The sequence below is a fragment of the Streptomyces sp. NPDC008092 genome, from assembly GCF_042957285.1.
Classification (GTDB): Bacteria; Actinomycetota; Actinomycetes; order Streptomycetales; family Streptomycetaceae; genus Streptomyces.
Map to the genome: position 1 here is coordinate 149,460 of NZ_JBIBHY010000014.1, position 22,738 is coordinate 172,197.

At 71.0% G+C, this 22,738-nt stretch carries 19 protein-coding genes and 1 pseudogene; 10 read left to right on the forward strand and 10 right to left on the reverse strand.

Translation table 11 applies throughout. The annotated features are described in order from the left end of the window. Positions 1–28 precede the first annotated feature (28 nt). From ACFZB3_RS37470 to ACFZB3_RS37505, 8 genes are all read right to left on the reverse strand, one after another. The gene (locus tag ACFZB3_RS37470) at positions 29–934 is read right to left on the reverse strand and encodes a universal stress protein (RefSeq protein ID WP_391384204.1); all 906 of its coding nucleotides are present in this window, start codon (positions 932–934) and stop codon (positions 29–31) included. A 148-nt stretch (positions 935–1,082) separates the two neighbouring features. Next, positions 1,083–1,712 (reverse strand): hypothetical protein, encoded by a 630-nt coding sequence (locus ACFZB3_RS37475; protein ID WP_391384206.1) that lies wholly within the window; start codon positions 1,710–1,712, stop codon positions 1,083–1,085. Positions 1,713–1,854: 142 nt separating this feature from the next. Next, on the reverse strand, positions 1,855–2,592 hold the full coding sequence (pflA, locus tag ACFZB3_RS37480; RefSeq protein ID WP_391384208.1) for a pyruvate formate-lyase-activating protein: 738 nt from the start codon (positions 2,590–2,592) through the stop codon (positions 1,855–1,857). Next, positions 2,589–4,847, reverse strand: a complete 2,259-nt coding sequence (gene pflB / locus ACFZB3_RS37485) for a formate C-acetyltransferase (RefSeq protein WP_391384210.1) — start codon at positions 4,845–4,847, stop codon at positions 2,589–2,591. Before pflB ends, pflA begins: the two co-directional genes overlap by 4 nt. 149 nt (positions 4,848–4,996) lie before the next feature. Continuing rightward, positions 4,997–5,920, reverse strand: a complete 924-nt coding sequence (locus ACFZB3_RS37490; protein WP_391384213.1) for a carbamate kinase — start codon at positions 5,918–5,920, stop codon at positions 4,997–4,999. A gap of 3 nt (positions 5,921–5,923) precedes the next feature. Next, a complete protein-coding gene (argF, locus tag ACFZB3_RS37495; protein WP_391384216.1) occupies positions 5,924–6,925 on the reverse strand; it encodes an ornithine carbamoyltransferase in 1,002 nt (333 codons plus the stop codon). 20 nt (positions 6,926–6,945) lie between these two features. After that, a complete protein-coding gene (locus ACFZB3_RS37500) occupies positions 6,946–8,160 on the reverse strand; it encodes an arginine deiminase (protein ID WP_391384219.1) in 1,215 nt (404 codons plus the stop codon). Positions 8,161–8,290: 130 nt separating this feature from the next. Beyond that, complete coding sequence (locus tag ACFZB3_RS37505) at positions 8,291–9,787, reverse strand: amino acid permease (RefSeq protein WP_391384222.1); 1,497 nt, start codon at positions 9,785–9,787, stop codon at positions 8,291–8,293. A gap of 442 nt (positions 9,788–10,229) precedes the next feature. On the opposite strand from ACFZB3_RS37505, the gene ACFZB3_RS37510 reads away from it, so the two are divergent. The 9 genes from ACFZB3_RS37510 (at position 10,230) to ACFZB3_RS37550 (ending at position 18,991) form a co-directional block, all read left to right on the forward strand. After that, complete coding sequence (locus ACFZB3_RS37510) at positions 10,230–10,694, forward strand: cyclic nucleotide-binding domain-containing protein (protein ID WP_391384224.1); 465 nt, start codon at positions 10,230–10,232, stop codon at positions 10,692–10,694. A 31-nt stretch (positions 10,695–10,725) separates the two neighbouring features. Then, positions 10,726–11,430 (forward strand): CBS domain-containing protein, encoded by a 705-nt coding sequence (locus ACFZB3_RS37515; protein WP_391384225.1) that lies wholly within the window; start codon positions 10,726–10,728, stop codon positions 11,428–11,430. Positions 11,431–11,552: 122 nt separating this feature from the next. Further along, positions 11,553–12,254, forward strand: a complete 702-nt coding sequence (locus tag ACFZB3_RS37520) for a response regulator (RefSeq protein WP_391384228.1) — start codon at positions 11,553–11,555, stop codon at positions 12,252–12,254. 253 nt (positions 12,255–12,507) lie between these two features. Then, a complete protein-coding gene (locus ACFZB3_RS37525) occupies positions 12,508–15,336 on the forward strand; it encodes an HAD-IC family P-type ATPase (RefSeq protein ID WP_391384231.1) in 2,829 nt (942 codons plus the stop codon). Further along, positions 15,333–15,992: a TrkA family potassium uptake protein gene (locus ACFZB3_RS37530; protein WP_351497432.1), complete on the forward strand. Its 660-nt coding sequence runs from the start codon at positions 15,333–15,335 to the stop codon at positions 15,990–15,992. Before ACFZB3_RS37525 ends, ACFZB3_RS37530 begins: the two co-directional genes overlap by 4 nt. Next, positions 15,989–16,645, forward strand: coding sequence for an NAD-binding protein (locus tag ACFZB3_RS37535; protein WP_391384235.1), 657 nt, complete (start codon positions 15,989–15,991; stop codon positions 16,643–16,645). The genes ACFZB3_RS37530 and ACFZB3_RS37535 overlap by 4 nt, the downstream gene beginning before the upstream one ends. Before the next feature lie 208 nt (positions 16,646–16,853). Next, positions 16,854–17,306 carry an OsmC family protein gene (locus ACFZB3_RS37540; protein WP_391384238.1) on the forward strand — a complete coding sequence of 151 codons (453 nt, stop codon included), beginning with the start codon at positions 16,854–16,856 and terminating at the stop codon, positions 17,304–17,306. A gap of 260 nt (positions 17,307–17,566) precedes the next feature. Beyond that, entirely contained in the window at positions 17,567–17,848 is a 282-nt protein-coding gene (locus tag ACFZB3_RS37545) for an SHOCT domain-containing protein (protein WP_391384611.1), read from the forward strand. A 231-nt stretch (positions 17,849–18,079) separates the two neighbouring features. After that, positions 18,080–18,991 (forward strand): Acg family FMN-binding oxidoreductase, encoded by a 912-nt coding sequence (locus tag ACFZB3_RS37550; protein WP_391384242.1) that lies wholly within the window; start codon positions 18,080–18,082, stop codon positions 18,989–18,991. A 247-nt stretch (positions 18,992–19,238) separates the two neighbouring features. Here ACFZB3_RS37550 and ACFZB3_RS37555 read toward each other — a convergent pair whose 3' ends face one another. Further along, positions 19,239–20,792 (reverse strand): acetolactate synthase large subunit, encoded by a 1,554-nt coding sequence (locus tag ACFZB3_RS37555; RefSeq protein WP_391384245.1) that lies wholly within the window; start codon positions 20,790–20,792, stop codon positions 19,239–19,241. 16 nt (positions 20,793–20,808) lie between these two features. Next, a pseudogene (locus tag ACFZB3_RS37560) lies at positions 20,809–22,188 on the reverse strand (FAD-binding oxidoreductase). Positions 22,189–22,509: 321 nt separating this feature from the next. On the opposite strand from ACFZB3_RS37560, the gene ACFZB3_RS37565 reads away from it, so the two are divergent. Continuing rightward, the gene (locus ACFZB3_RS37565; protein ID WP_391384248.1) at positions 22,510–22,695 is read left to right on the forward strand and encodes a hypothetical protein; all 186 of its coding nucleotides are present in this window, start codon (positions 22,510–22,512) and stop codon (positions 22,693–22,695) included. Positions 22,696–22,738 lie beyond the last annotated feature (43 nt).

Sequence of the window (22,738 nt, forward strand, 5' to 3'; positions counted from 1 at the left end):
GTGGTTCTCTCCTCGGAGTATCGGGGGGTCAGTCGTGGGGGACGACGGCGACGGGGGCGGTGGAATGGTGCAGCACGGCGTGCGTTCTGTGGCCGATGTGGGCGCCGAGGGGGTTGCGCCGGATGCGCCGGCCGACGACCACGAGGGACGCCGTCTGTGCCGCGTCGACGAGTAGCACGGCGGCGCTGCCGTAGTGGGACTCCTCCACGACCTCGACGTCCGGGTACTTCTGGCGCCAGGGGCGCAGCACCTCGGCGAGTGCCTCCTGCTCGCTCAGGGAGAGCGCTTCGTGCAGGGGTGGATTCACGGGCATCCCGTACGCGTAGTACGGCGGCGGGAACCAGCCGTGCACGACGCGCAGGGAAGTGGCGCGGAGCTTTGCGGCCTCGAATGCGAATTCGATCAGCGTGTCGTCGGGGTGGTCGGTGTCCAGGCCCAGGACGACGGGCCGGAAGGGCGCCGCGACGGAGGTGACTCCCGCCGGGTTCGTCTCATGCTCGTCGACGGCCTGCTCCCCGGCCCTGACCAGGACCACGGGGCGCCCGGTGTGGGCCACGGCGCTCAGTCCGACGGAGCCGATCATGAAGCCGCCGATGCCGCCCAGGCCGCGTGAGCCGAGAACGAGCAGTTCGGTGTCCTTCGCCGCCTCGGCGAGCACGTCACCGGGCGTGCCCGACAGTTGCTCGACGGTCACCCCGACGCCGGGGTGGCGCCGGCGGAGCCCGTCGGCGGTTTCGCGCGGTATTCGTTCGGTCCAGTGCTGCTGGGTCTCGGCCCCGACCAGCGGCGCCTGCGCCATCGGGTCGGGCACCGGTTCCCAGACATGGACGATCTTCAGGGCCAGGCCGCGCAGCTTCGCCTCACGGGCTGCCCATTCCGCGGCGGCCCGGCTCTCCGGTGATCCGTCGAGGCCGATCGTGATGGTTCCATCCATGGTCTCTGCCTCCTGGGGCGGGGGACGCGATTCCAGCGTCGTCTTCGGGTGTCTTTTCGGGCAGGGGCCACTGGTCCCCATTCGGGTCCGGCCGTCCCCTGCGCGGCACAGCGCGGTGGGCCGAGGGCGGCCCACCGCGTCTCGTCGGTCAGCGCAGCCAGCCGTGGTCGCGGACGACCGGCAGCTTGGCCCAGAGCCGGCCGAGGCCCAGGGCGTTGCCTGCAGCGACAGCAGCCAGGACGATCAGGGCGACGGCGTAGATGACGTGGTAGTCGACGAACGGGTTGGTGGACATGCTCGGCGAGCCGTCGGAGAGGTGCTTGGCGGGCGGCCATTCGGCGATCCACATCAGCGCCATCATCACGGTGCCCGCGACGGCGGCGAGCCGCAGCGCGACCCCCGCGACCAGAGCGAGGCCGATACCGAGCAGGCCCAGCATGAACAGCCAGTCGGCCCAGGTGTCGCCGGCCCAGGAGTGGAAGGTGGACTCCATCGGCCCGGCGGCGACGGAGCCGAGGAAGCCCTTGGTCGGCGAGCCGCCGTCGATCCAGCCCTTGCCGGACGGGGTGGCGTATCCGAAGCCGAAGGTCTTGTCGAGGAACGCCCACAGGAAGACGAACCCGGTCAGCAGGCGCAGGGACGCGAAGGCGTAGGCCTGCGCGGTGTGCGTGTCGGTGACCTCCGACACGGCCGGCTCGGATGCGGATGCGGTCCGGGCCCTGCGGAACGACGGCAGGTGGAAGCCGGAAGTCCGGTGCGGGTGCTCGTGCACGGCCATGATCGTGATTCCCTTCGGGGCGTTCGGGGGCGTTGCCTGACGTCACTTACTCTCGTGCCGCGCACCGGACACCGCCGGATGCCAAAGGTCTGTCGCCATGGGGCTGAACGGCCCTGTCCCCCAAGGCCTGTTGGACCGGCGGTCAGTAGGCGGCGACGCCGTGCTCCCAGAAGCGGGCGCGGACGTTCTCGGTCAGGTCGGAGTCGGGGACCGGATTGTCGCGCAGCGGGAAGGGGATCCCCAGGGCGTCGTACTTGGCGGCGCCGAGTTTGTGGAAGGGCAGGACGTCCACCCGCTCGGCCGTGCCGAGGCCCGCGACGAAACGGGCCAGGGCGTCCACGCGCGGCAGGTCGTCGGTCCAGCCGGGAACCAGGACGTAGCGGATCCACATCGGTACGCCGAGGTGGTCGAGGCGGGTGGCGAAGTTCAGGGTGGGGGTGAGTTCGCCGCCGGTGAGGGCGTGGTAGGTGGGTACGTCGAAGGACTTGATGTCCAGCAGGACCAGGTCGGTGTGGGAGAGGAGTTCGTCGGTGGCGCGGGCGCCGAGGAATCCGGAGGTGTCGAGGGCGGTGTGCAGGCCGGCCTCCTTGCAGCGGCGCAGGATCTCGCCGGTGAAGGCGGACTGGAGGAGCGGTTCGCCGCCAGTGAGGGTGACTCCGCCGCCGGCCGTGGTGATGAACGCGCGGTACTTCTCGATCTCCGTCATCACCTCATCGACGGTCGTCTCTTTGCCGTCGCGCATGTGCCAGGTGTCGGGGTTGGCGCAGTACAGGCAGCGCAGCGGGCAGCCGGAGACGAAGAGGACGAACCGGGTCCCGGGACCGTCCACGCCGGTGGACAGGTCCCAGGAGTGGATCCGGCCCCGCACCTCGGTGCTCACAGCGATCCGTGGAAGGTGCGACTGATCACGTCGAGCTGCTGCTCCCGGGTCAGGCGGACGAAGTTGACGGCGTATCCGGAGACCCGGATGGTCAGGTCCGGGTAGTTCTCCGGGTGTTCCATCGCGTCTTCCAGCGTCGCGCGGTCGAGGACGTTGACGTTCATGTGGAAGCCGCCGGCCGCCGTGTAGGCGTCGAGGATGCCCACCAGATTGCCCGCGCGTTCGGCCGGGTTGTGGCCCAGGCCCTCGGGCGTGATGGTCGTGGTCAGGGAGATGCCGTCGCGGGCCTGCTCGTAGGGGAGTTTGGCGACCGAGAGGGCGGAGGCGGCGACGCCGTGGCGGTCGCGGCCGTTCATCGGGTTGGCGCCGGGAGCGAAGGGCTGTCCGGCCTGGCGTCCGTCGGGGGTGTTGCCGGTGTGCTTGCCGTAGACGACGTTCGAGGTGATGGTGAGGACCGACTGGGTGTGCTCGGCGCCCCGGTAGGTGGGGTACTGGCGGACCTTCGCCATGAAGGACTCCACCAGGCCGACCGCGATGCCGTCGGCGCGGTCGTCGTTGTTGCCGTACGCCGGGAAGTCGCCCTCGGTGCGGAAGTCGACGGCCAGGCCGGTGGCGTCCCGGAACACCTTCACCCGCGCGTACCTGACGGCGGACAGGCTGTCGGTGGCGACCGAGAGGCCGGCGATGCCGCAGGCCATGAAGCGGTGCACGGGGTAGTCGTGCAGGGCCATCTCGATGCGTTCGTAGGCGTACTTGTCGTGCATGTAGTGGATGACGTTGAGCGCGTTGACGTACGTCCGGGCCAGCCAGTCCAGGACGTGGTCGTAGGCCGCGGCGAGTTCCTCGTAGTCGAGGTACGCCCCGGTCAGCGGGGGCGCGACGGGGGCGACCTGTTCGCCGGTCATCTCGTCGCGGCCGCCGTTGACCGCGTACAGCAGGGCCTTGGCGAGGTTGACGCGGGCGCCGAAGAACTGCATCTGGCGGCCGACCTGCATCGCGGACACGCAGCAGGCGATCGCGGTGTCGTCGCCGGTGCGCGGGCGCATCAGCTCGTCGGACTCGTACTGGACGGCGCTGGTGTCGATCGACACCCGGGCGCAGAACTCCTTGAATCCGGCGGGCAGTCGGGGCGACCACAGCACCGTCAGGTTGGGCTCGGGGGCGGGGCCGAGGTTGTACAGGGTCTGCAGGAACCGGAAGGAGGTACGGGTGACCAGGGTGCGGCCGTCCTCGCCCATGCCGCCGATGGACTCCGTCACCCAGGTGGGGTCGCCGGAGAACAGGGCGTCGTACTCGGGGGTGCGCAGGAACCGGACGATCCGCAGCTTGATCACGAAGTCGTCGATCAGCTCCTGGGCGCGCGTCTCGTCGAGAGCGCCGTCGGCCAAATCCCGCTGGAGGTAGACGTCCAGGAAGGTGGAGGCGCGCCCGAGCGACATCGCGGCGCCGTTCTGCTCCTTCACCGCGGCGAGGTAGCCGAGGTAGAGCCACTGCACGGCCTCGTGGGCGGTGGCGGCGGGACGGGAGACGTCACAGCCGTACGTCGCGGCCATCTGCGTCAGCTCGCCCAACGCCCGTATCTGCTCGGCGAGTTCCTCCCGGTCCCGGATCACCTCGGTGCCGGAGGCGCAGGCGTCGAGCTTGGCCCGCTCGGCCTTCTTGTCCTCGATCAGCCGGTCCGTGCCGTAGAGGGCCACGCGCCGGTAGTCGCCGATGATCCGGCCGCGGCCGTAGGCGTCCGGCAGTCCGGTGATGACGCCGGCCTTGCGGGCGGCGCGCATCTCGGGAGTGTAGGCGTCGAAGACGCCGTCGTTGTGGGTCTTGCGGTAGGTGCCGAAGACCGTGGTCACGAACGGGTCGGCCTCGTAGCCGTACGCCCGCAGCCCGTTCTCCACCATCCGCAGGCCGCCGTTCGGCATGATCGCGCGCTTGAGCGGGGCATCGGTCTGGAGACCGACGATCAGTTCCCGGTCGCGGTCGATGTAGCCGGGCGCGTGCGAGGTGATGGTGGACGGGGTGGCGGTGTCGACGTCGAGGATGCCCCGGCGCCGCTCCTCCGGGAACAGCGAGCTGACCTTCCCCCAGACCGCACGGGTCCGGTCGGTGGGGCCGGTCAGGAAGGACGCGTCGCCCTCGTAAGGGGTGTAGTTGGCCTGGATGAAGTCGCGCACGTCGATCCGGTCGCGCCAGGTGGTCCCGGCGAACCCTCGCCAGGCCTCGGTGACCTGGTCGCCGACTGTCACGGTTGTGGTCATCGCCGTCTCTCCTCGGTTCGCACATGTCCTGCAGTTCGATGCTTGTCGTCCGTGGTCGTCACGGGGAGTGCCGGGCAGTGCCCGTGGGCGGGCCGTCCGGCCCTGGTCCCGTGGGCCGGACGCCCCAGCCGCTCTCCCGCTCCGGTACGTCAGCCGGCCGCGAGATCGGGGCGGATCAAGGTGCCCGAGCGGGCGTGGACGATCTCGTACGCAGCGTCCAGGGCGCCGATGGCGGCCAGTCCCCCGGTCCGCTCCACGAAGCGGGCGGCCGCCTCCGCCTTGGGCCCCATGGATCCCTCGGGGAAGCCGGCGCCGCGCAGCTCGGCCGGAGTGGCGTCAAGCACCGGGCGCTGGTGCGGGGTGCCGTAGCCCTCGTACACGCAGGGCACGTCGGTGAGAATGAGCAGGAAGTCGGCCTTCAGCTCCTCGGCGAGCAGGGCCGCCGTGAGGTCCTTGTCGACGACCGCCTCGACACCGGTGAGGGCCCCGGAGTCCCGGTCGGCGGTGACGGGGATGCCTCCGCCGCCGGCGCAGATCACCAGCGTGCCGCTGTTGAGGAGGTCGTGGAGGGTCTCGGTCTCGACGATGCCCTGCGGGACCGGGGAGGGCACGACGCGGCGCCAGCCCTTGCCGTCCAGCCCCATGCGCCAGCCGCGGTGCCGTGCCAGGGCCTTGGCGACGTCCTGGCCGTAGACCTGGCCGACGAACTTGGTGGGCCGTGCGAAGGCCGGATCGTCGGCCCGGACCAGGGTGTGGGTGACCAGCGTGGCGATACGGCGGCCGGGCAGCGCGTTGTGCAGGGCGCGGGCCAGCAGAGCGCCGATCATGCCCTGGGTCTCGGCGCCCAGCATGTCGAGCGGGTAGGGGACGGTGAGCGCCGGATCGGCCGCGCTCTCCATGGCGAGCAGGCCGATCTGGGGGCCGTTGCCGTGGGTGATGACCAGTTCGTGGTCGTGGGCGAGCGCAGCCAGGGCGGTGACGACCCGGTCGACGTTCTCCTGCTGGACGGCCGCGTCGGGGCGGTCGCCGCGGCGCAGCAGGGCGTTGCCGCCGAGGGCGACGACGATACGCATGGCTCAGTCCTCCAGGGTGGCGACCAGTACGGCCTTGATGGTGTGCAGCCGGTTCTCCGCCTGGTCGAAGACGATCGACGCCGGGGACGAGAAGACCTCGTCGGTGACCTCCAGGCCGTCCAGGCCGTAGGTGTCGAAAAGGTCCCGGCCCAGGCGCGTGCCGCGGTCGTGCAAGGCCGGCAGGCAGTGCATGAACTTCACGTCCGGGTTGCCGGTGAGGGCAAGGGTCTTGTCGCTGACCTGGTACGGGAGCAGCAGTTCGATGCGCTCCCGCCAGGTGCCAGCGGGCTCGCCCATGGAGACCCACACGTCGGTGTGCAGGAAGTCGGCGCCCCGTACCGCGGTCTCGACGTCCTCGGTGAGGGCGATGCGGGCGCCGCTGTGCTCGGCGAGCTCACGGCACCGGGCGACCAGTTCGCCGTCCGGCCACAGCGCGCGCGGGGCGGCGATCCGGACGTCCATGCCGAGCAGCGCGCCCATGGACAACAGCGAGTTGCCCATGTTGTTGCGGGCATCGCCGAGGTAGCAGTAGGCGATGTCCTGCAGGGGCTTGCGGCTGTGTTCGTGCATGGCCAGGACGTCGCACAGGCTCTGGGTGGGGTGGGCGGTGTCGGTGAGGCCGTTGTAGACGGGGACGCCGGAGCGGTCGGCGAGTTCGGTGACGAGTGCCTGGTCGGAGCCGCGGTACTCGATGGCGTCGAACATCCGGCCCAGCACGCGGGCGGTGTCGGCGATGGACTCCTTGCCGCCGATGTGGGTGTCGCCGGGGCCGAGGTAGGTGGTGTGGGCGCCCTGGTCGGCGGCGGCCACCTCGAACGCGCAGCGGGTACGGGTCGAGGTCTTCTCGAAGATCAGCGCGAGGTTGCGTCCGGTGAGGCGGGGCCGCTCGGTGTGGGTGCGCTTCTCTGCCTTGAGGTGGGCGGCGAGGGTGAGGAGGTGGTGGATCTCGGCGGCGGTGAAGTCGAGTTCGCTCAGGTAGGAGCGGCCTCGGAGGTCGACAGTCATGGTGGTTTTCCCTTGCTGCGTCAGTTGGCCGGGTCGCGTTCTATGGGGCAGCTCATGCAGCGCGGTCCGCCGCGCCCGCGGCCGAGTTCGGCGCCGGCGATGGTGACGATCTCGATGCCCTGCTTGCGGAGGTAGGTGTTGGTGGTGACGTTGCGCTCGTAGCCGACGACGACCCCCGGGGCGGCGGCGAGGAAGTTGCTGCCGTCGTCCCACTGCTCACGCTCGGCCCCCCTGATGTCCTGCGGCGCGGAGAGCATCCGCACCTTGTCCACGTCCAGGGCCTCCGCCAGGGCGGTGGCCAGGTCGGAGTCGGCGGTGACGTCGAAGCCGGTCTCACGGGTGTCGCTGGGCAGCAGCGTCCAGGAGCGCAGCGAGTCGGCAAGTCCCGGGTAGATCGTGAAGGCGTCCCGGTCGACCATGGTCAGCACCGTGTCCAGGTGCATGAAGGCGCGGGTGGCGGGCAGTTGGACGGCGATCAGCCGGTTCGCCGTGCCGTCGGCGAACAGCCGGGCGGCGAGATTCTCCACGGCCTGCGCGGTAGTGCGCTCCCCCATGCCGACCATGACGGCGCCGTTGCCGAGGACGTGCACGTCACCGCCCTCCAGGGTGCCGACCGCACCGTCAAGGAGCGGTTCGGGGGCGACGCCCGCGAACATCGGGTGGAAGCGGTAGATGGCCTCGGCATGCAGGCTCTCCCGGCGGCGGGCCAGCTTGGCCATGGGGTTGACCGACAGCCGGTCGTAGATCCAGCACGAGTTGTCGCGCGGGAAGAGGTGGTTGGGCAGCGGGGTGAGCGCGAAGTCGTCCGCGTCGAGCGCGTTCCAGACCAGGCTGTGCGGGGGCGCGAGCGGCAGGTCGCTCTTGAGGATGCCGCCGATCAGGTAGCCGGCGAGCGTCTCCCCGTCGAGCTCGGCGCAGAGTTCACGCACGGGGTCGACGAGGGCGGGGCCGACGCCGGCCGGGGTGACGACCCGGTCCAGGAGCCAGTCGCGGGCCTCGGGGGTGTCGAGGGTCTCGGCGAGCAGGTCGGCGAAGTAGTGGACGCGCGCCCCATGGTCGCGCAGCACCTGCGCGAAGGCGTCGTGTTCCTCGCGGGCCCGCTTGGCCCACAGGATGTCGTCGAAAAGCAGGGCGTCGACGTTGCGCGGGGTGAGGCGGGCGAGTTCGAGGCCGGGGCGGTGCAGGATCACCTGGCGAAGGCGGCCGACCTCGGAGTCGACGTGAAACGTGTTCATGGCTTTGATTCCTCTGGCGTGGGGTGCGGGGCGGCCTTGGGCCGGGAGGCTCTGTCTGTCCAGGCGACTGCGGTCAGTCCCGGTAACGGCGCTCAGTCCTGGTGGCGGCGGTCAGTCCTGGTGGCGGTGGTCAGTCCTGGTGGCGGTGGGCGTTCCGCTTGCGTGGGCCGCCGATTCGGCTGGTGCCCAGCCCCCGGGAGATCCGCTTGACCGGCGCCGGGACCGCTGTCTCGGGGGCTCGCTCTTCGCGCGGGGCGCGGGCGGCGGGGATCGCCGCGTTCGCTTCGCCGTAGGTGCCCTGGCTCCGCTTCAGCCAGACGTAGACCGGCAGGCCCAGCAGCAGCACGAACAGACCGTAGTAGACGGTTTGGTAACCGCTGCCCTGGATCGACCAGTAGGAGAAGGCCATCGCGACGGCGGCGACGGTCACGTCCCGGGCCAGCCGACGCGGGCTGAGGCTCTCCCGCCCGCGCACCAGCAGCCAGTACAGCTGGGCGGCGGCGGAGAACAGGTACGGGATCACCGCGGTGAGCACACTCAGCAGCACGATCTTGGTGAAGACGTCCTCGAAGCGGGTGTAGCTGAACACGGTGATCAACGAGGCCAGCACGGTGGAGGTGACGACGCCGAAGGCCGGCACGCCGTTCTGCCCGCGGAGCTTGGCAAACGCGTCGGGGAAGAGACCGTCGCGGGCGGCGGCGTACGGCATCTCCGCGCACAACATGGTCCAGCCGTTGAGCGCGCCGATGCCGGAGACGATCGCGGCGACGGCGACGGCGTTCCCGGCCCAGGTGCCGCCGAAGATGTTGTTGGCGGCGTCGGTGAACGGCGCTGTGGAGGAACCGAGTTCGGCGTGCGAGACGGTGCCGAAGACGGCCAGGGTGCCCAGGATGTAGATGACGGCGCAGACGAGCGTGCCGTACACGGTGGCACGGGGCACGTTCCGCTCCGGGTCACGCACCCGGCCTGCGACCACCGAGGCGGCTTCCAGCCCGAGGTAGCTGAACAGGGCGATGGCCCCCGCCGCGGAGATCGCGCCCAGCGCCGACTGGCCGCTGGCGTTGAAGGAACCGAAGTTGTCGGGGTCGATGAAGAACAGCCCAATGCTGGCCATGAAAATCAACGGGATGAACTTCAGCACCGTGGTGATCACCTGGAACGCGCCGATGTTGCGGACTCCGGTGAGGTTGATCGCCGCGGGTATCCAGAGTCCGACCAGCGCGAGGGTCACGGAGATCCACGTCTTGTGGCCGGTGTTCACAAAGACCTCGACGTAGCCGACCCACGCCACGACGATCGCCGCGTTGCCGGCCCATGCGGTGATCCAGTAGGACCAGGCGTTCAGGAAGCCCGCGAACTCGCCGAAGGCCTCCCTGGCGTAGACGTACGGTCCGCCGCTCGCCGGGACCCGCTTCGACAGGGAACCGAAGGTCGACGCGAGCGCCAGCGCGCCCAGGGTCACGGCGACGAAGGCGACCAAGGAGATCGGCCCGTAGGAGGCGAGGGCCGAGGGCAGGGCGAAGACTCCGGTGCCGATGATGCTGCCGATCACGAGTGCGGACGCGGCGGGCAGCCCGAGAGCGGCCTTGGGCGCCGCTCGCTCGCCACTGGTCGTGGTCCTGGACATGGCTGTGCTCCTTGTGCAAGTCGCTGGAGATGCGGTGGATGCAGGTCGCTGCGAATGCCGCGGCCACGAACGATGCTTCTGCGCCATGCCGGATCGGGGCAGCGGCCATCCGGTCCCGCGCGGTTCCCGAAGGTCCCGGTCCTGAAGGCCCGTGCAGCCCAACCGGCCTTGGACGCGGGTCGTGTGAGCCGCTCTGAGGGGTCGTCAGCACCCGGGGCTTCGGCGGCCCGAGGTCCCACGGCCAGAAGACGATCAGCCGTCGCCCCCACCGCGGGGCCGGAAGACAGGCGCACCGCCCCTGGCGGCGCACGTCGGCGCCGTACCGAAATTCCCTCTGCGGTACCGAACAGACCGATCAGTGGACCGGGCGGCCCATGGCCCGCCCGGAGACCGTGGACACACGCTGACTCCGGAAGTTCACACATTCACCCGGAGGCAGGCCATGACCGCTTCGCCCACCCCCTCCATGGCGCTCTCGCTGTCCGTCGAACACCGCGAGCGGCTCATGCGTGTCGCCCGCGAGGTGTCCATCCCCCAGGGGACCCGCCTGTTCGAGGAAAGCGGACGCGCCGACCGCTTCTGGATCATCCGCACCGGCAGCATCGAACTCGACCTGCGGGTGCCCGGTCACCGCGCGGCCGTCGTCGAGAACCTCGGGCACAACGAACTGGTCGGCTGGTCCTGGCTCTTCGCCCCGCACTTCTGGCACCTGGGCGCCGAGACGGCCACACCCGTACAGGCCTACGAGTTCGACGGCACCGCCGTCCGGTCGATGTGCCAGGACGACCCGGCGCTGGGCAACGCCGTCAGCCAGTGGGTCGGTCAGATACTCGCTCACCGTCTCCGCGCGGCCAGGACGCGGCTCGTGGACCTGTACGCCCCGCACGGCGCCGGCAGCACCGTCTGACCCCGCCCCGGCACAGGACGAAGGAGTGACCATGCACGGCACGCCGCACATCGTGAGCGATGTCATGACCCACACGGTCGCCGCGGTCGGTCGCGAAGCGACCTTCAAGGAGATCGTGCGGCTGATGCAGGACTGGAAAGTCAGCGCCCTGCCCGTCGTCGAGGGCGAGAACCGCATCATCGGCGTCGTCTCCGAGGCCGACCTGCTGCACAAGGAGGAGTTCCGCGACAGCGACCCCGACAGGTACACGCAACTGCGTCGTCTCTCCGACCTGAAGAAGGCCGGCGCGGTGACCGCGGAGGAACTCATGACCTCACCTGCCCTCACCGTCCGCCCGGACACCACGCTCGCCCAGGCCGCCCGGACCATGGCCCGGGCGAAGGTCAAGCGGCTTCCCGTGGTCGACGCCGTGGGCATGCTCGAAGGCGTCGTCAGCCGTGCCGACCTTCTCAAGGTCTTCCTCCGCACCGACGAGGAGATTGCCGAAGAGGTACGGCGCGAGGTCGTCTCCTACCTGTTCCCCACGCCGGAGTCGAATGTGCGCGTGGACGTGTCGGACGGCCGCGTGACGCTCGTCGGCCGGGCCCGGGACACCTCACTGGTACCGGTGGCGGCACGGCTGGTCCGTGCCGTCGAGGGCGTCGTGGACGTGGACTTCGACCTCACGCGCCGCGGCGGTCCGGCCGAGCCGAAGGAGACTTCCTCGGACGGCGCCGGGACCGTCGGCTCCGAGTGAACCCGCGGGGACACTCCGGGCGGGTTGGGCCGGTCGGCCCTAGCACATTCGATACGGGCGCGTGATGATCGGCGACAAGGGCAGCCCGGAGTCTGTCCTCCATCGGGGAACGAGAGGTCACCATGCCGGAGCCACGCACTTTCAGCGAGCAGAACCCGATTCGCGTGTTTCTGCTCGACGACCACGAGGTCGTCCGCCGTGGCCTGGCCGACCTGCTCGACTCCGAGCCGGACATCTCGGTGGTCGGCGACGCCGGCACCGTCGACCACGCGCTCGCGCGAGGCCCGGCGCTGCGCCCCGACGTCGCCGTCCTGGACGTACGGCTGCCGGACGGCAACGGCATCACGGTCTGCCGGGAGCTGCGCGACCAGATGCCGGAGCTGGCCTGTCTCATGCTCACCTCGTTCGACGACGAGGAGGCCCTGCTCGACGCGATCATGGCCGGAGCGTCAGGCTATGTCCTCAAGCAGATCAAGGGCTCCGACCTGGTCTCCGCGGTGCGTACCGTCGCCTCGGGCCAGTCGATGCTGGATCCCGCCACCACGGCCCGCCTGATGCGCTCGCTGCGGGCGGAACCCGCGGACAGCCCCACCGTGCCGTCGGAGATCGCGGGCCTCTCACCTCGTGAAAGGGACATCCTCGCGCTGATCGGCGACGGGCTGACCAACCGCGAGATCGGCAAGCGGCTCTACCTGTCGGAGAAGACCGTCAAGAACCACATCTCCCGGCTGCTGGCCAAGCTGGGCGTACAGCGCCGGGTCCAGGCCGCCGTCCTCGCCTCCCACCTGGAGCAGCCGGAGACCGGCGAACGCCCGGCGAGGTGAGACGGGCCGGGCCGTCAGGAACGGCCCGGCCAGGGAGCAACGCCGAAGCGACGTGGCCACATTCCCGAACCCGGCGGACGGCCGTCTCGGCCGCCGGGGCACCGAGCATGCCCGGACGATCACGGCGTCCACCACAGGAGGTGTCGGTCATGAGTGGGTCCCGCTCCCCCCGGGCGGTTCGAGGACAGCGCCCGCGCTGGCGGCACGGTTCGTACAGTGGCCGACCCGCTCGGCCGTGGACACCGGAGTTCCCGTGGTGACGACCGCGACCGGGGGCGCGGAGCAGACGCTTCCGTCCCGGACACCCGGCCCCCCGGTACAGACGCTGGCCTCGCGGGAGGTGTTCACCGCACTGGACGCCTCCGCTCGGGGCCTCACTTCGGCGGACGCAGCGGCGCGCCAGGCCCGGTTCGGGCCCAACGAACTGCCGCCCGCGCGGCGCAGGAGCCTGTGGCGGGAGCTGGCCGGACAGTTCACCGACCTCTTCGCGGTCGTCCTGCTCGTCGCGTCAGCGATCACTTTCCTGGCCTACGGACTCCAGGAGCCCCGCGAGGTGGGCACCCTGCAACTGGCCGTGGCGATCGCGGGTGTGGTCGTACTGAACGCGGGAATCGGCTTCGCACAGGAGTACTCCGCAGAGCGAACGGCGGAGTCCCTGCAGGCGATGGTGCCGCACACCTGCCGGGTGCTGCGCGACGGGGAGCGACAGGAGCTGCCCGCGCGGGACCTCGTCCCCGGGGACGTCATCGTCCTGGAGGCCGGGGACGCGGTCCCCGCGGACTGCCGCCTCGTCGAGGCACACGAGGTCTCCGTCAACAACGCGGCGCTGACCGGGGAGAGCGACGCCGTCGCCCGTACCGCCGACCCCGTGCCCGCCGGGCCGGTGCTGGAGGCGCGCAACTGCCTGTTCATGGGCACCGACGTCGTGGCGGGCTCCGCGAAGGCCGTGGTGTTCGCCACCGGCGCGGCGACCGAGTTCGGCGGGATCTTCCGGCTCGCCTCCTCGGCGACGCGCCAGAAGACGCCGCTGCAGCTCCAGGTGGCCTCGATGGCCCGGCGGGTGGCGGGGGCTGCACTGGCGATCGGAGCAGCCCTGTTCGCGGTGCGGCTGCCTGCCGGGCAGCCGTTCGTCGAGACCTTCGTGTTCTCCCTGGGGGTGATGGTCGCCCTCGTGCCCGAAGGGCTGCCCGCGACGCTGTCGGTGTCGCTGGCGATCGGGGTACGACGCATGGCCCGTCGGCACGCGCTGGTCAAACAGCTGCTCGCCGTGGAGGCACTGGGCTCCACCACTGTCGTGTGCACGGACAAGACCGGAACGCTCACCCAGGCCGAGATGACCGTCGTACAGGCGTGGGCCGGCGGTGTGCGGCACCCGGTGTCCGGGGTGGGGTACGCGCCCGAGGGCGAAGTGGCCGACCCTCGACCAGTGGGGGACCTGCTGCGGGCGTCCGCGCTGTGCTCCAACGCCCGGCTGCTTCCACCCTCGGCCGACGACGGGACGTCCGCCCCGGCGGAGCACCGGGGCTGGCGGGTGCTCGGGGACACCACCGAAGGCGCGCTGCTCGTGGCGGCGGCCAAGGCGGGACTCGACCGGGCCGCGGAGGAGGCCGCCGCCCCGCGGGTGGCGGAGTACCCCTTCGACTCGGTCCGCAAGCTCATGAGCACGGTGCACGATGACGTCGGCCGCGGCTACCGCGCCTACGTCAAGGGCGCGCCGCAGGAGCTGCTCGCCCGCTGCACGACGATCGACTGGGGCGGAGAGCGGCGCCCGCTGAACGAGGAACTCCGCGCCGCCGTCATCGCCGCGAACGACGAGCTGGCGTCGCAGGGGCTCCGCGTGCTGGCCGCCGCGTGGCGTCCCGTGTCGGGCCCCCGCCCGGCCCAGGAGGAAGCGGAGTCGGAGCTGACGCTCCTGGGGCTCGTGGGCATGCTCGACCCGCCACGGCCCGAGGTCAGCGACGCTGTCGCAGCCTGCCGACGGGCCGGTATCCGTATCGTGATGGTCACCGGGGACCACCCGCTGACCGCGGAGGCCGTCGCCCGCCGGGTGGGTATCGTCACCGGACCCGCACCGACCGTGGTGACCGGTGACCGGCTCGACGCTCTGGACGACGACGCCCTGGACCGGCTGCTGGCCGTCCCCGGCGAGCTGCTGATGTGCCGGGTCAGCCCGGAACACAAGATGCGCGTGGTCAACGCGTTCCAGCGACGCGGTGAGGTCGTCGCCGTGACCGGCGACGGCGCCAACGACGCGCCCGCTCTCAAACACGCCGACATCGGTGTCGCGATGGGCGCCTCGGGCACCGATGTGGCCCGGGAGGCCGCGGTGATGGTACTGCTGGACGACTCGTTCGCCTCCATCGCCGCGGCGGTCAGGCTCGGCCGGTCCGTCTACCAGAACATCCGCAAGTTCCTGATCTACCTGTTCAGCCACAACATCGCCGAGCTCGTCCCCATCCTGGCCGCGACCTTCGCCGGGTTCCCCCTGGTGCCGATCAGCGCGGTGCAGATCCTCGCCATCGACCTCGGCTCCGACGTCCTGCCCGCGCTCGCGCTCGGCGCCGAGCCACCGGAATCCGACGTCATGGACCGCCCCCCGCGCTCCCGGCGCGAACGGCTCTTCTCGACCGCCGTGATGGGACGCATCCTCTTCCTCGGCGGCATCCAGGCCCTGGGCGTGACCGTCGTCTTCTTCTGGCACGTCCACGCCTCCGGAATCCCGTACTCGGACTTCACCAAGCACGACCTCGTCTACCGGGAAGCGATCACCATGGTCCAGGCGGGCATCGTGGTCAGCCAGTTCTTCAACGCGCTCGCGGTGCGCACCGACCGCCAGAGCGTGTTCCGGGTCGGGCTGCTGTCCAACCCGTGGCTGCTGGCTGCCGGCGGCTTCGGCATCGCCCTGATGGCGGCGATCAGCTACCTGCCCCCGCTCCAGTCGCTCTTCGGCACCGCTCCGCTGGCCGCGTCCGACTGGGCGGTCCTCGCGGCTTTCGGCGCGCTGCTGCTGGCCGCGGAGGAAGCCCGCAAGTGGTGGCTGCGGCGCCCCAGGGCGACCCGTCCGAAAGGAGAAGCACGATGAGAGTGATCATCGCGGGCTGCGGCCGGGTGGGCTCCACACTCGCGACCCGGCTCGTCGCCGAAGGCCATGACGTGCGGATCGTCGACCGGTCCGCCCGGACCCGCCGGCGCCTTCCCACCGGATTCCCGGGTCAGTTCCACGAGGGCAACGCATACAGCCGAACCGTGCTCGAAGCAGCCGGAATCGAGCACGCGGACGCGTTCGTCGCCGTCACCTCGGGCGACAACAGCAACATCGTCAGCGCGCGGACGGCCAAGGACTCGTACCGGGTGCCGATCGTCCTCGCCCGTATCTACGATCCGCGCCGCGCCGACATCTACCGTGACCTCGGCATCCCCACCGTCGCCAGTGTCCGCTGGACGGTGCACGAGATCCACCGGACGCTGCTGCACCGCCATCTCACGCCCGAACTCACCTTCGGCAACGGCGAGACGCTGCTGGTCCGTTCGCAGCTGCCCGACCATCTCACAGGGCGGCGCCTGACCGAATGCGACGTCGACGGAGAGATCCGTGTCGTGGAGGTCACGCGCGCGGGTCGCTCGCTCGTGCCCGGCCACGGCACCCCTGCTGAGCCGGGAGATCTGGTCACCTTTGCCGTCGCCGCCACCGCACTCGGGCGGTTGCGCGGCTTCCTGGACAGGGAGTTGGGGACATGAGGGCTCTCATCGCCGGCGCCGGGCGCCTGGGCACCCAGATCGCCCAGGTACTCGCCGCCGCCCGCAACGACGTCACCCTCGTCGACGTGGACGAGGACCGCGTCGCCGAACTCGACGGCCATCTCCCCGTGCGCCTGCTGGCCGGGGACGCCTGCGAACCGGCCTTCCTGGAGGAGGCCGGGGCACTCACCGCCGACCTTGTCGTCGCGGCCACCGGCGAGGACGAGGACAACCTCGTCATCAGCCTCCTGGCCAAGCGGCAGTTCACCGTTCCGCGCGTCGCGGCCCGTGTCAACGACGCGGAGAACACCTGGTTGTTCGACCAGAGCTGGGGAGTGGACACTGCGGTCCCCGCGGCCACTCCCCTGATCTCCCTCATCGAGGAGGCCACCGGCGCCACCGACACCGTCGCCCTGCTGCGGCTGAGCAAGGCGGGCGTCGACGTCATCGAGACCGCCATCACGCCGGAATCCAGCGCCGTGGGCCGTACGCTCGCCGGGATCCGCCTGCCCACGGGCGCCGTCATCGCAACCGTCATCCGCGACGGCCAGCCCACCGTCCCGGCCCCCGAGATGCGGCTCCAGCCCGGCGACGAACTCCTCATCGTCTCCCACGCCGCCACCGAACAGGAGATTCACGCCGCCTTCCAGTGACGACCGCGCTCCGGGCGCCCGCTCACGAACGCCTGACCAGAACGGACAGCCGACTGCCGCCGGTGCTTCCCCGGCGCGGTTCCGCGTCGTGCGGGTCACAAAAAGGGCCGACCGGCCCCGTACGCACCCGATCGGCCTCTCGATCCGCCCTTCCGTCCGCGCTGCACTGGAAATCGCCGGCAGGACCCGTCGTCGAGGGAGGCCCGCCATGACCAGCACAGCGCCGAGGACTCCGACTGTGCGCCCGGCGCCGGAGGGGGACGTGCACCGACTGGACGTCGCACACGTCAACGGTGACGCGTACGCGGTGGACATCCGAGGTCATCGCATCCTGGTCGACCAGCCCATGGACGCGGGCGGGACGGACACCGCGCCGACCCCTGTCGAGTTGTTCGCCGCGTCCCTCGCCACCTGCGTCGCCTTCTACGCGGGCCGCTACCTCCAGCGCCACGGACTGCCCCGCGCCGGACTGCAGGTCCGTACGGAGTTCACCATGGCCGCGGACCGCCCGGCCCGGGTCGCGTCCGTACGTCTGGTCATCGTCCCGCCGCCCGCACTGTCCGCCGAACGCCATGCAGCGATGCTCGCGGTCGCCGCGCACTGCACCGTCCACAACACGCTGCACGAGCCACCCGTGATCGACATCGGGCTGGAGGCATGAGTACGCCGGGCACCCGCTCCGAGCTCCGGCCGCACCCGCACCGCGGACGAGACGACCGCGGCCGGTCCGGGGGCGCTGCTCCCCTCCATGGTGCGGGACGGCCCTGGGCGCCGAGGACCAACGTCCTGGGACGGAAGGGCCCCTCCGGCCCATGACGGACAGGCGGACGGGGCCCACCCTGGAGGGGAGACACAAGGACCGCGGGGAACCACGGACGAGAAGACCCTCGTCCTGTAGCCGCGAGGAAGTGAGTGACCGTGATGCTCTGGTACGGGCATGACCCCGGTGGATGGAGCTGGATGGCCATGTCGGTCGGCATGATCCTCTTCTGGGCCGCACTGGTCGCCGTCGGCGTCCTGCTGTTCCGGGCACTGTCCCGGTCGGCCAGCAGCGGGTCGCCCGCCACCGCTCCGCCGACCGGGCCGACACCCGAGCGACTCCTCGCCGAACGCTTCGCCCGCGGGGAGATCGACGAGGACGAATACCGACGCCGCCTGGCAGTCCTGCGCACCGATGGCGGCCCCCGTCTCAGCAAGAGCTGACCACGTCCGGGTGCACCCCGCCCAGGAAGCCCCTCGCAGGGGCGCAACAGCTCATCCTCGGACCTCCTCGGCTGGGCACACCCGGTCCTCCGTGAAATCGTGGAGGAGACGGGAGTCGCCTTCCCGTGAACGCCCGGTCGGCCTGGGAGAGAGGCAGATCCAGTGTTCGTACACACACTCGATACGCGGACCGTGACGGCCCTGGTCGAAGACGCCGCAGCCGCTCCGTCCATGCACAACGCGCAACCGTGGAAATTCAGCTTCCGCCGCGGCGACAGCACCTTCCGGTTGCACTCGGATCTGGAACGCGCCATGCCGCATGCCGACCCGACCACCCGCGCCCTTCACCTGGGCTGCGCCGCCGCCCTGTTCAACCTGCGCGTCGCCGCCGCGCACGCCGGCTGGGAGCCGGCGGTCGACCTGCTGCCGGATCCGGCCGATCCGCGCCTCCTCGCGGTGGTACGCCTGACAGACCCGGCGCCTTCCGACAACGACCTCGCACCGCTGTACCCGGCGATCCACCGCCGCCACACCAGCCGTCACCCGTTCACCGAGGAGGAAATACCGCAGGCGATCAAGGACTCCCTGAGTGCGGCCGCCCTGCTCGAAGGTGCACGGCTGTCCTTCCCCGAGCTCTGGCATGTGCGGACGCTGCTGGACCTCGTCCACGACGCCGAGGGGCGCGATGCCACGGACCCCGCCGCCGCGGACGAACTGGAACAGTGGACCCGTACCACCGCGGAGGCGGGGAGAGACGGCGTACCGGAGTACGCCTTCGGCCCGCGCAGGCGTGCCGGCGAGGCTCCCGTACGTGACTTCGCCGGCAGGATCCCCGTGCCCGGCCGCGAGGCGGCAACCTTCGAGAACACGCCTCAGCTCGCCCTGCTGGGCACCACCGGCGACCGGCCGAGAGACTGGCTGGTCGCAGGCCAGGCGATGGAGCGGGTCCTGCTCCAGGCCACCCTCGACGGGCTGGCCACCTCACTCACCTCCCAGGCCCTCGAACGGCCCGAACTCCGCTGGACCGTGCGCGATCCCCAGTCGGCGATGGGATACGTCCATATGGTCCTCCGCCTCGGATACGGCCCTGCGGGGCCAGGGACACCGCGACGCCCCGTGAACGAGGTTCTCGACATCGGATGAGCGCGCCCATGGATCCCGGCAGGACCGCGCGGACGGCTTACTCGCTGTGCCGACGTGGCTTCTGGCAGCAGCTCGTGTGCGACAACCACCACGGCGCCGGTGTCGCTTTGACGAACTTCCCCACCCTGCGGCAACCCGGCGAGGGACCCGCGCCGGCCGAGCAGCGTCATCCCGGAAGCGCCGTCGGCTCGCGTGCAGAGGCATCATGCCGTACCTGCACGGGCGCCGGACCGACGGGCCGTTGTGATCAGAAGAGCGCAGGCACCACGGCCTCGATGAGGTGCGGTCCCGGCTCCGTGAACGCCTTCTGGAGCTGGGCGGTGAGATCTTCGGCGGTGGTGGCACGCGATGCCGGTACGCCCATGCCGCGGGCGAGAGAGACGAAGTCGAGGGCGGGCCGGGACAGGTCGAGCAGGTCGCGGCGTGCGTGGCCCTCGGCGGGTGTGCCGAGGCGCTGGGCCTCCATGGTGAGGACGGCGTACGAGTGGTTGGCGAAGAGCACGGTGGTGACGTCGAGCCCTTCACGTGCCTGTGTCCACAGCGCGGAGATGGTGTACATGGCGCTTCCGTCGGCCTCCAGGCACAGCACCGGGCGGTCCGGGAAGGCCACTGCCGCGCCGACGGCCAGCGGAAGTCCCTGCCCGATGGCGCCGCCGGTCAGAGTCAGCCAGTCGTGGCGCGGCCCACCCGCGGTGGCCGCGGGAAGCCAGAGACCGGAGGTGTTGGCCTCGTCCACCACGATCGCGCCCTCGGGCAGCAGCGCGCCTACGGCCGCCGCGGCGGTCTCGGCGGTCAGCGCGCCCGTCGGCAGCACGGGACGGCCGGCGGCCTGGAGCACCGCCGGTCTGTCCACGGCGAGCATGTCGGCCAGGTGGTCGAGGGCTGTGGCCACGTCGTCGGCGGCCGTGGCGAGGGTGTGGATCAGGCAGTCGTCGGGCGCGAGCGGACCGCGCAGGCCGGGGTGGGCGAAGAAGGACACGGGGGCACGGGTGCCCGCCAGCACCAGGTGTCGTACGCCGTCGAGTTGCGCCATCGCGCCCTCGGCGAGGTAGCCGAGCCGCTCCACGGCGGGCAGGCCCGCGCCGCGTTCCAGCCGGGCCGGGAAGGTCTCGCACAGCAGCCGGGCGCCGGTGGTGGCGGCGATCCGGGCGGCCGCGCGGAGCGCGGATTCGCGGGTGGCGGGGCCGCCGAGGAGGATCGCGGACGGTTCGCCGGTCCGCAGGGCGGCGGCCACCGACGCGACGGTCCGTTCGGGCACGACGGCCGGCGGCTGGGCCGCGACCGGTGGCGCGGGCCGCCCGCCGTCCGACCAGGACACGTCGGCGGGCAGGATCACCGTGGCCACCTTGCCCGGGGCACCGGTGGCGGCCGCCACCGCCTCAGCCACGTCGTTGCCGGCCGTTGCGGCGTCATCGCACCGGCGGACCCACCCGGAGACGGTACGGGCCATCGCGTCGATGTCCGACTCCAGTGGGGCATCGTACTGCTTGTGGAAGGTCGCGTGGTCGCCGACCAGGTTCACCACCCGCGTGGCAGCGCGACGGGCGTTGTGGAGGTTGGCCAGGCCGTTGCCGAGCCCTGGGCCCAGATGCAGGAGGGTGGCGGCGGGACGGCTGGTCATCCGGCCGTAGCCGTCGGCGGCGCCGGTGGCCACGCCCTCGAACAGGCAGGGTACGGCCCGCAGTCCGGGCTCGTTGTCGAGGGCGGCGACGAAGTGCAGTTCGGAGGTGCCAGGGTTGGCGAAGCACACCTCGACCCCGGATGCCAGCAGAGTGCGGGCAACGGCATGTGCACCGTTCACGATGGTTCCGCCTTTCTCACGCGTGGCCGAGCAGGACGTCGGGGTTGAGGATGCCGTCGGGGTCGAAGGCGTGCTTCAGCCGTCGCATGAGCCGGATCTTGGCAGGGTCCTCCAGGTCCAGGAAGTACGGCTTCTTCGCCCTGCCGACTCAGTGCTCGCCGGAGATCGCGCCGCCCAGTGCGGCGCCGGACCGGAACAGCCTCCGGAGCACCGCGTCACGCCGGTCGTGGTCGGGCTGGAAGACCGCCAGGTGCACGTTGCCGTCGCCCGCGTGGCCGCAGCCCGTGACGACCGACCCGCTGTCCCGGGCGATGGCGTCGGCCTCGGCAAGCAGCGCCGGCAACGCCGCCCGGGGCACGACGATGTCCACGACCTCATCGGCGCCGGCCGCCTTCGCCGTCCAGAAGGCGTGCTCCCGGGCATGGATCAGACGGCGCGCGGCCGCGGGCGGCAGTACGTAGACATCGGCCGCTCCGAGGCTCAGCAGCTGCTCACCGGCCGCTTCCACATCTGCTTCGAGGCGGTCGGCGGAGTGCTCTTCCAGGACCACGACGAGGTAGCCGAGCGCGGTGTCGCGTACCGGCTCGGGGATGCCCAGGCCGAACTCGTAGTCGGCGGTCAGCGCGGCCATCGTGAGCATGTCCACGTACTCCAGTGCCAACGGGTCCAGGCCGCCCGCCAGCAGCAGGGGCACCGCACGCGCGATGTCCTCGGGTGCCGTGAAGGGAGCCAGCACGGTCGAGCCGTGCCCGGCGCGCGGTGTCAGCCGGAGTACGGCCTCGGTGACCAGGGCGAGGGTCCCCTCGGAACCGACGAGCAGCTGGGTCAGGTCGTAGCCGGTGCTGGTCTTGACGTACCTGCCGCCGCTGCGCACGATCTCGCCGGAGGCGAGGACGGCCTCGACGCCGAGCACGTGGTGCCGGGTGACGCCGTGGCGGACTGCGTACATGCCACCGGCGTTGGTGGCGATCGTGCCGCCGACGGTCGCGCTCCGCTCACCCGGGCGCACCGGGTAGCACAGCCCGACCTCGGCGGACCGCCGGTCGAGGTCGCCCAGGGTGACTCCCGGCTGGACCACGGCCACATGGTTCGCGGTGTCGATCTCCAGGATCCGGTCCATCCTCTCGAACGACACGACGATCCCTTCTGCTCGGGGCACGCAGGCGCCTGACATGCCTGTTCCCGAGCCCCGGGCCGTCACGGGGATCCGCTCTGCTGCGGCGACCCTCAGGACGGCGGACACCTCGGCCGTCGTCGTCGGGCGCACCACGTACTCCGGTGCCCGTGCAGGGACGGTGAGCGACTCGTCGTGGCCGTACTCCGCCGGGACGCGGTCCCCGGTCAGGACATGCTCGGGGCCCACCGCCTCGGCCAGGAGCGATCCGATGTCCGCCATGATCGGGGTCTCCTCATCGACGGGTGCGCCACCCGCGTCTGCGTTCGGGGCGGCGCTGGCCCGGCCATGGTGCCGCTGTCACGCTGGGCAGGGGACCGACCCAACAGGCCCTATGGACAGGCCAGTTGGGTACAAGTTTCGGAGTCGGCCGTCTGGTATCCGTACTCCGGCACGCGGCGTCCCTCGGGCCAGGGCTCAGATGCCAGCACTCGGAGATCACGAGGAAGCCTTCCGCTACCACTCATCCACCGCCCCGGCAAACCGTGGTCTGCAGCTGAGACTCAGGGGCCTTGTCAGCCCAAGCTCGCCTGAGGATCCTGCATGCCTACCCAGTTCATGAACGCCAAGCAGACCGCTGAGTATCTGAACATGTCGATCACTTGGGTGTACCGAGACGCTCCCAAGCTCGGACTTGTCCCGTACAAGTTCGGGAGCGGCCGTAGCGCAAAGCTGCAGTTCAAGATCGCAGATGTACAGGCTTGGGCTCGCCAGCAGAAGCTCGGCTGAGCTGCTCCACTCTGGATTCCCGGCCGCCTACGCAGCCGGGAAT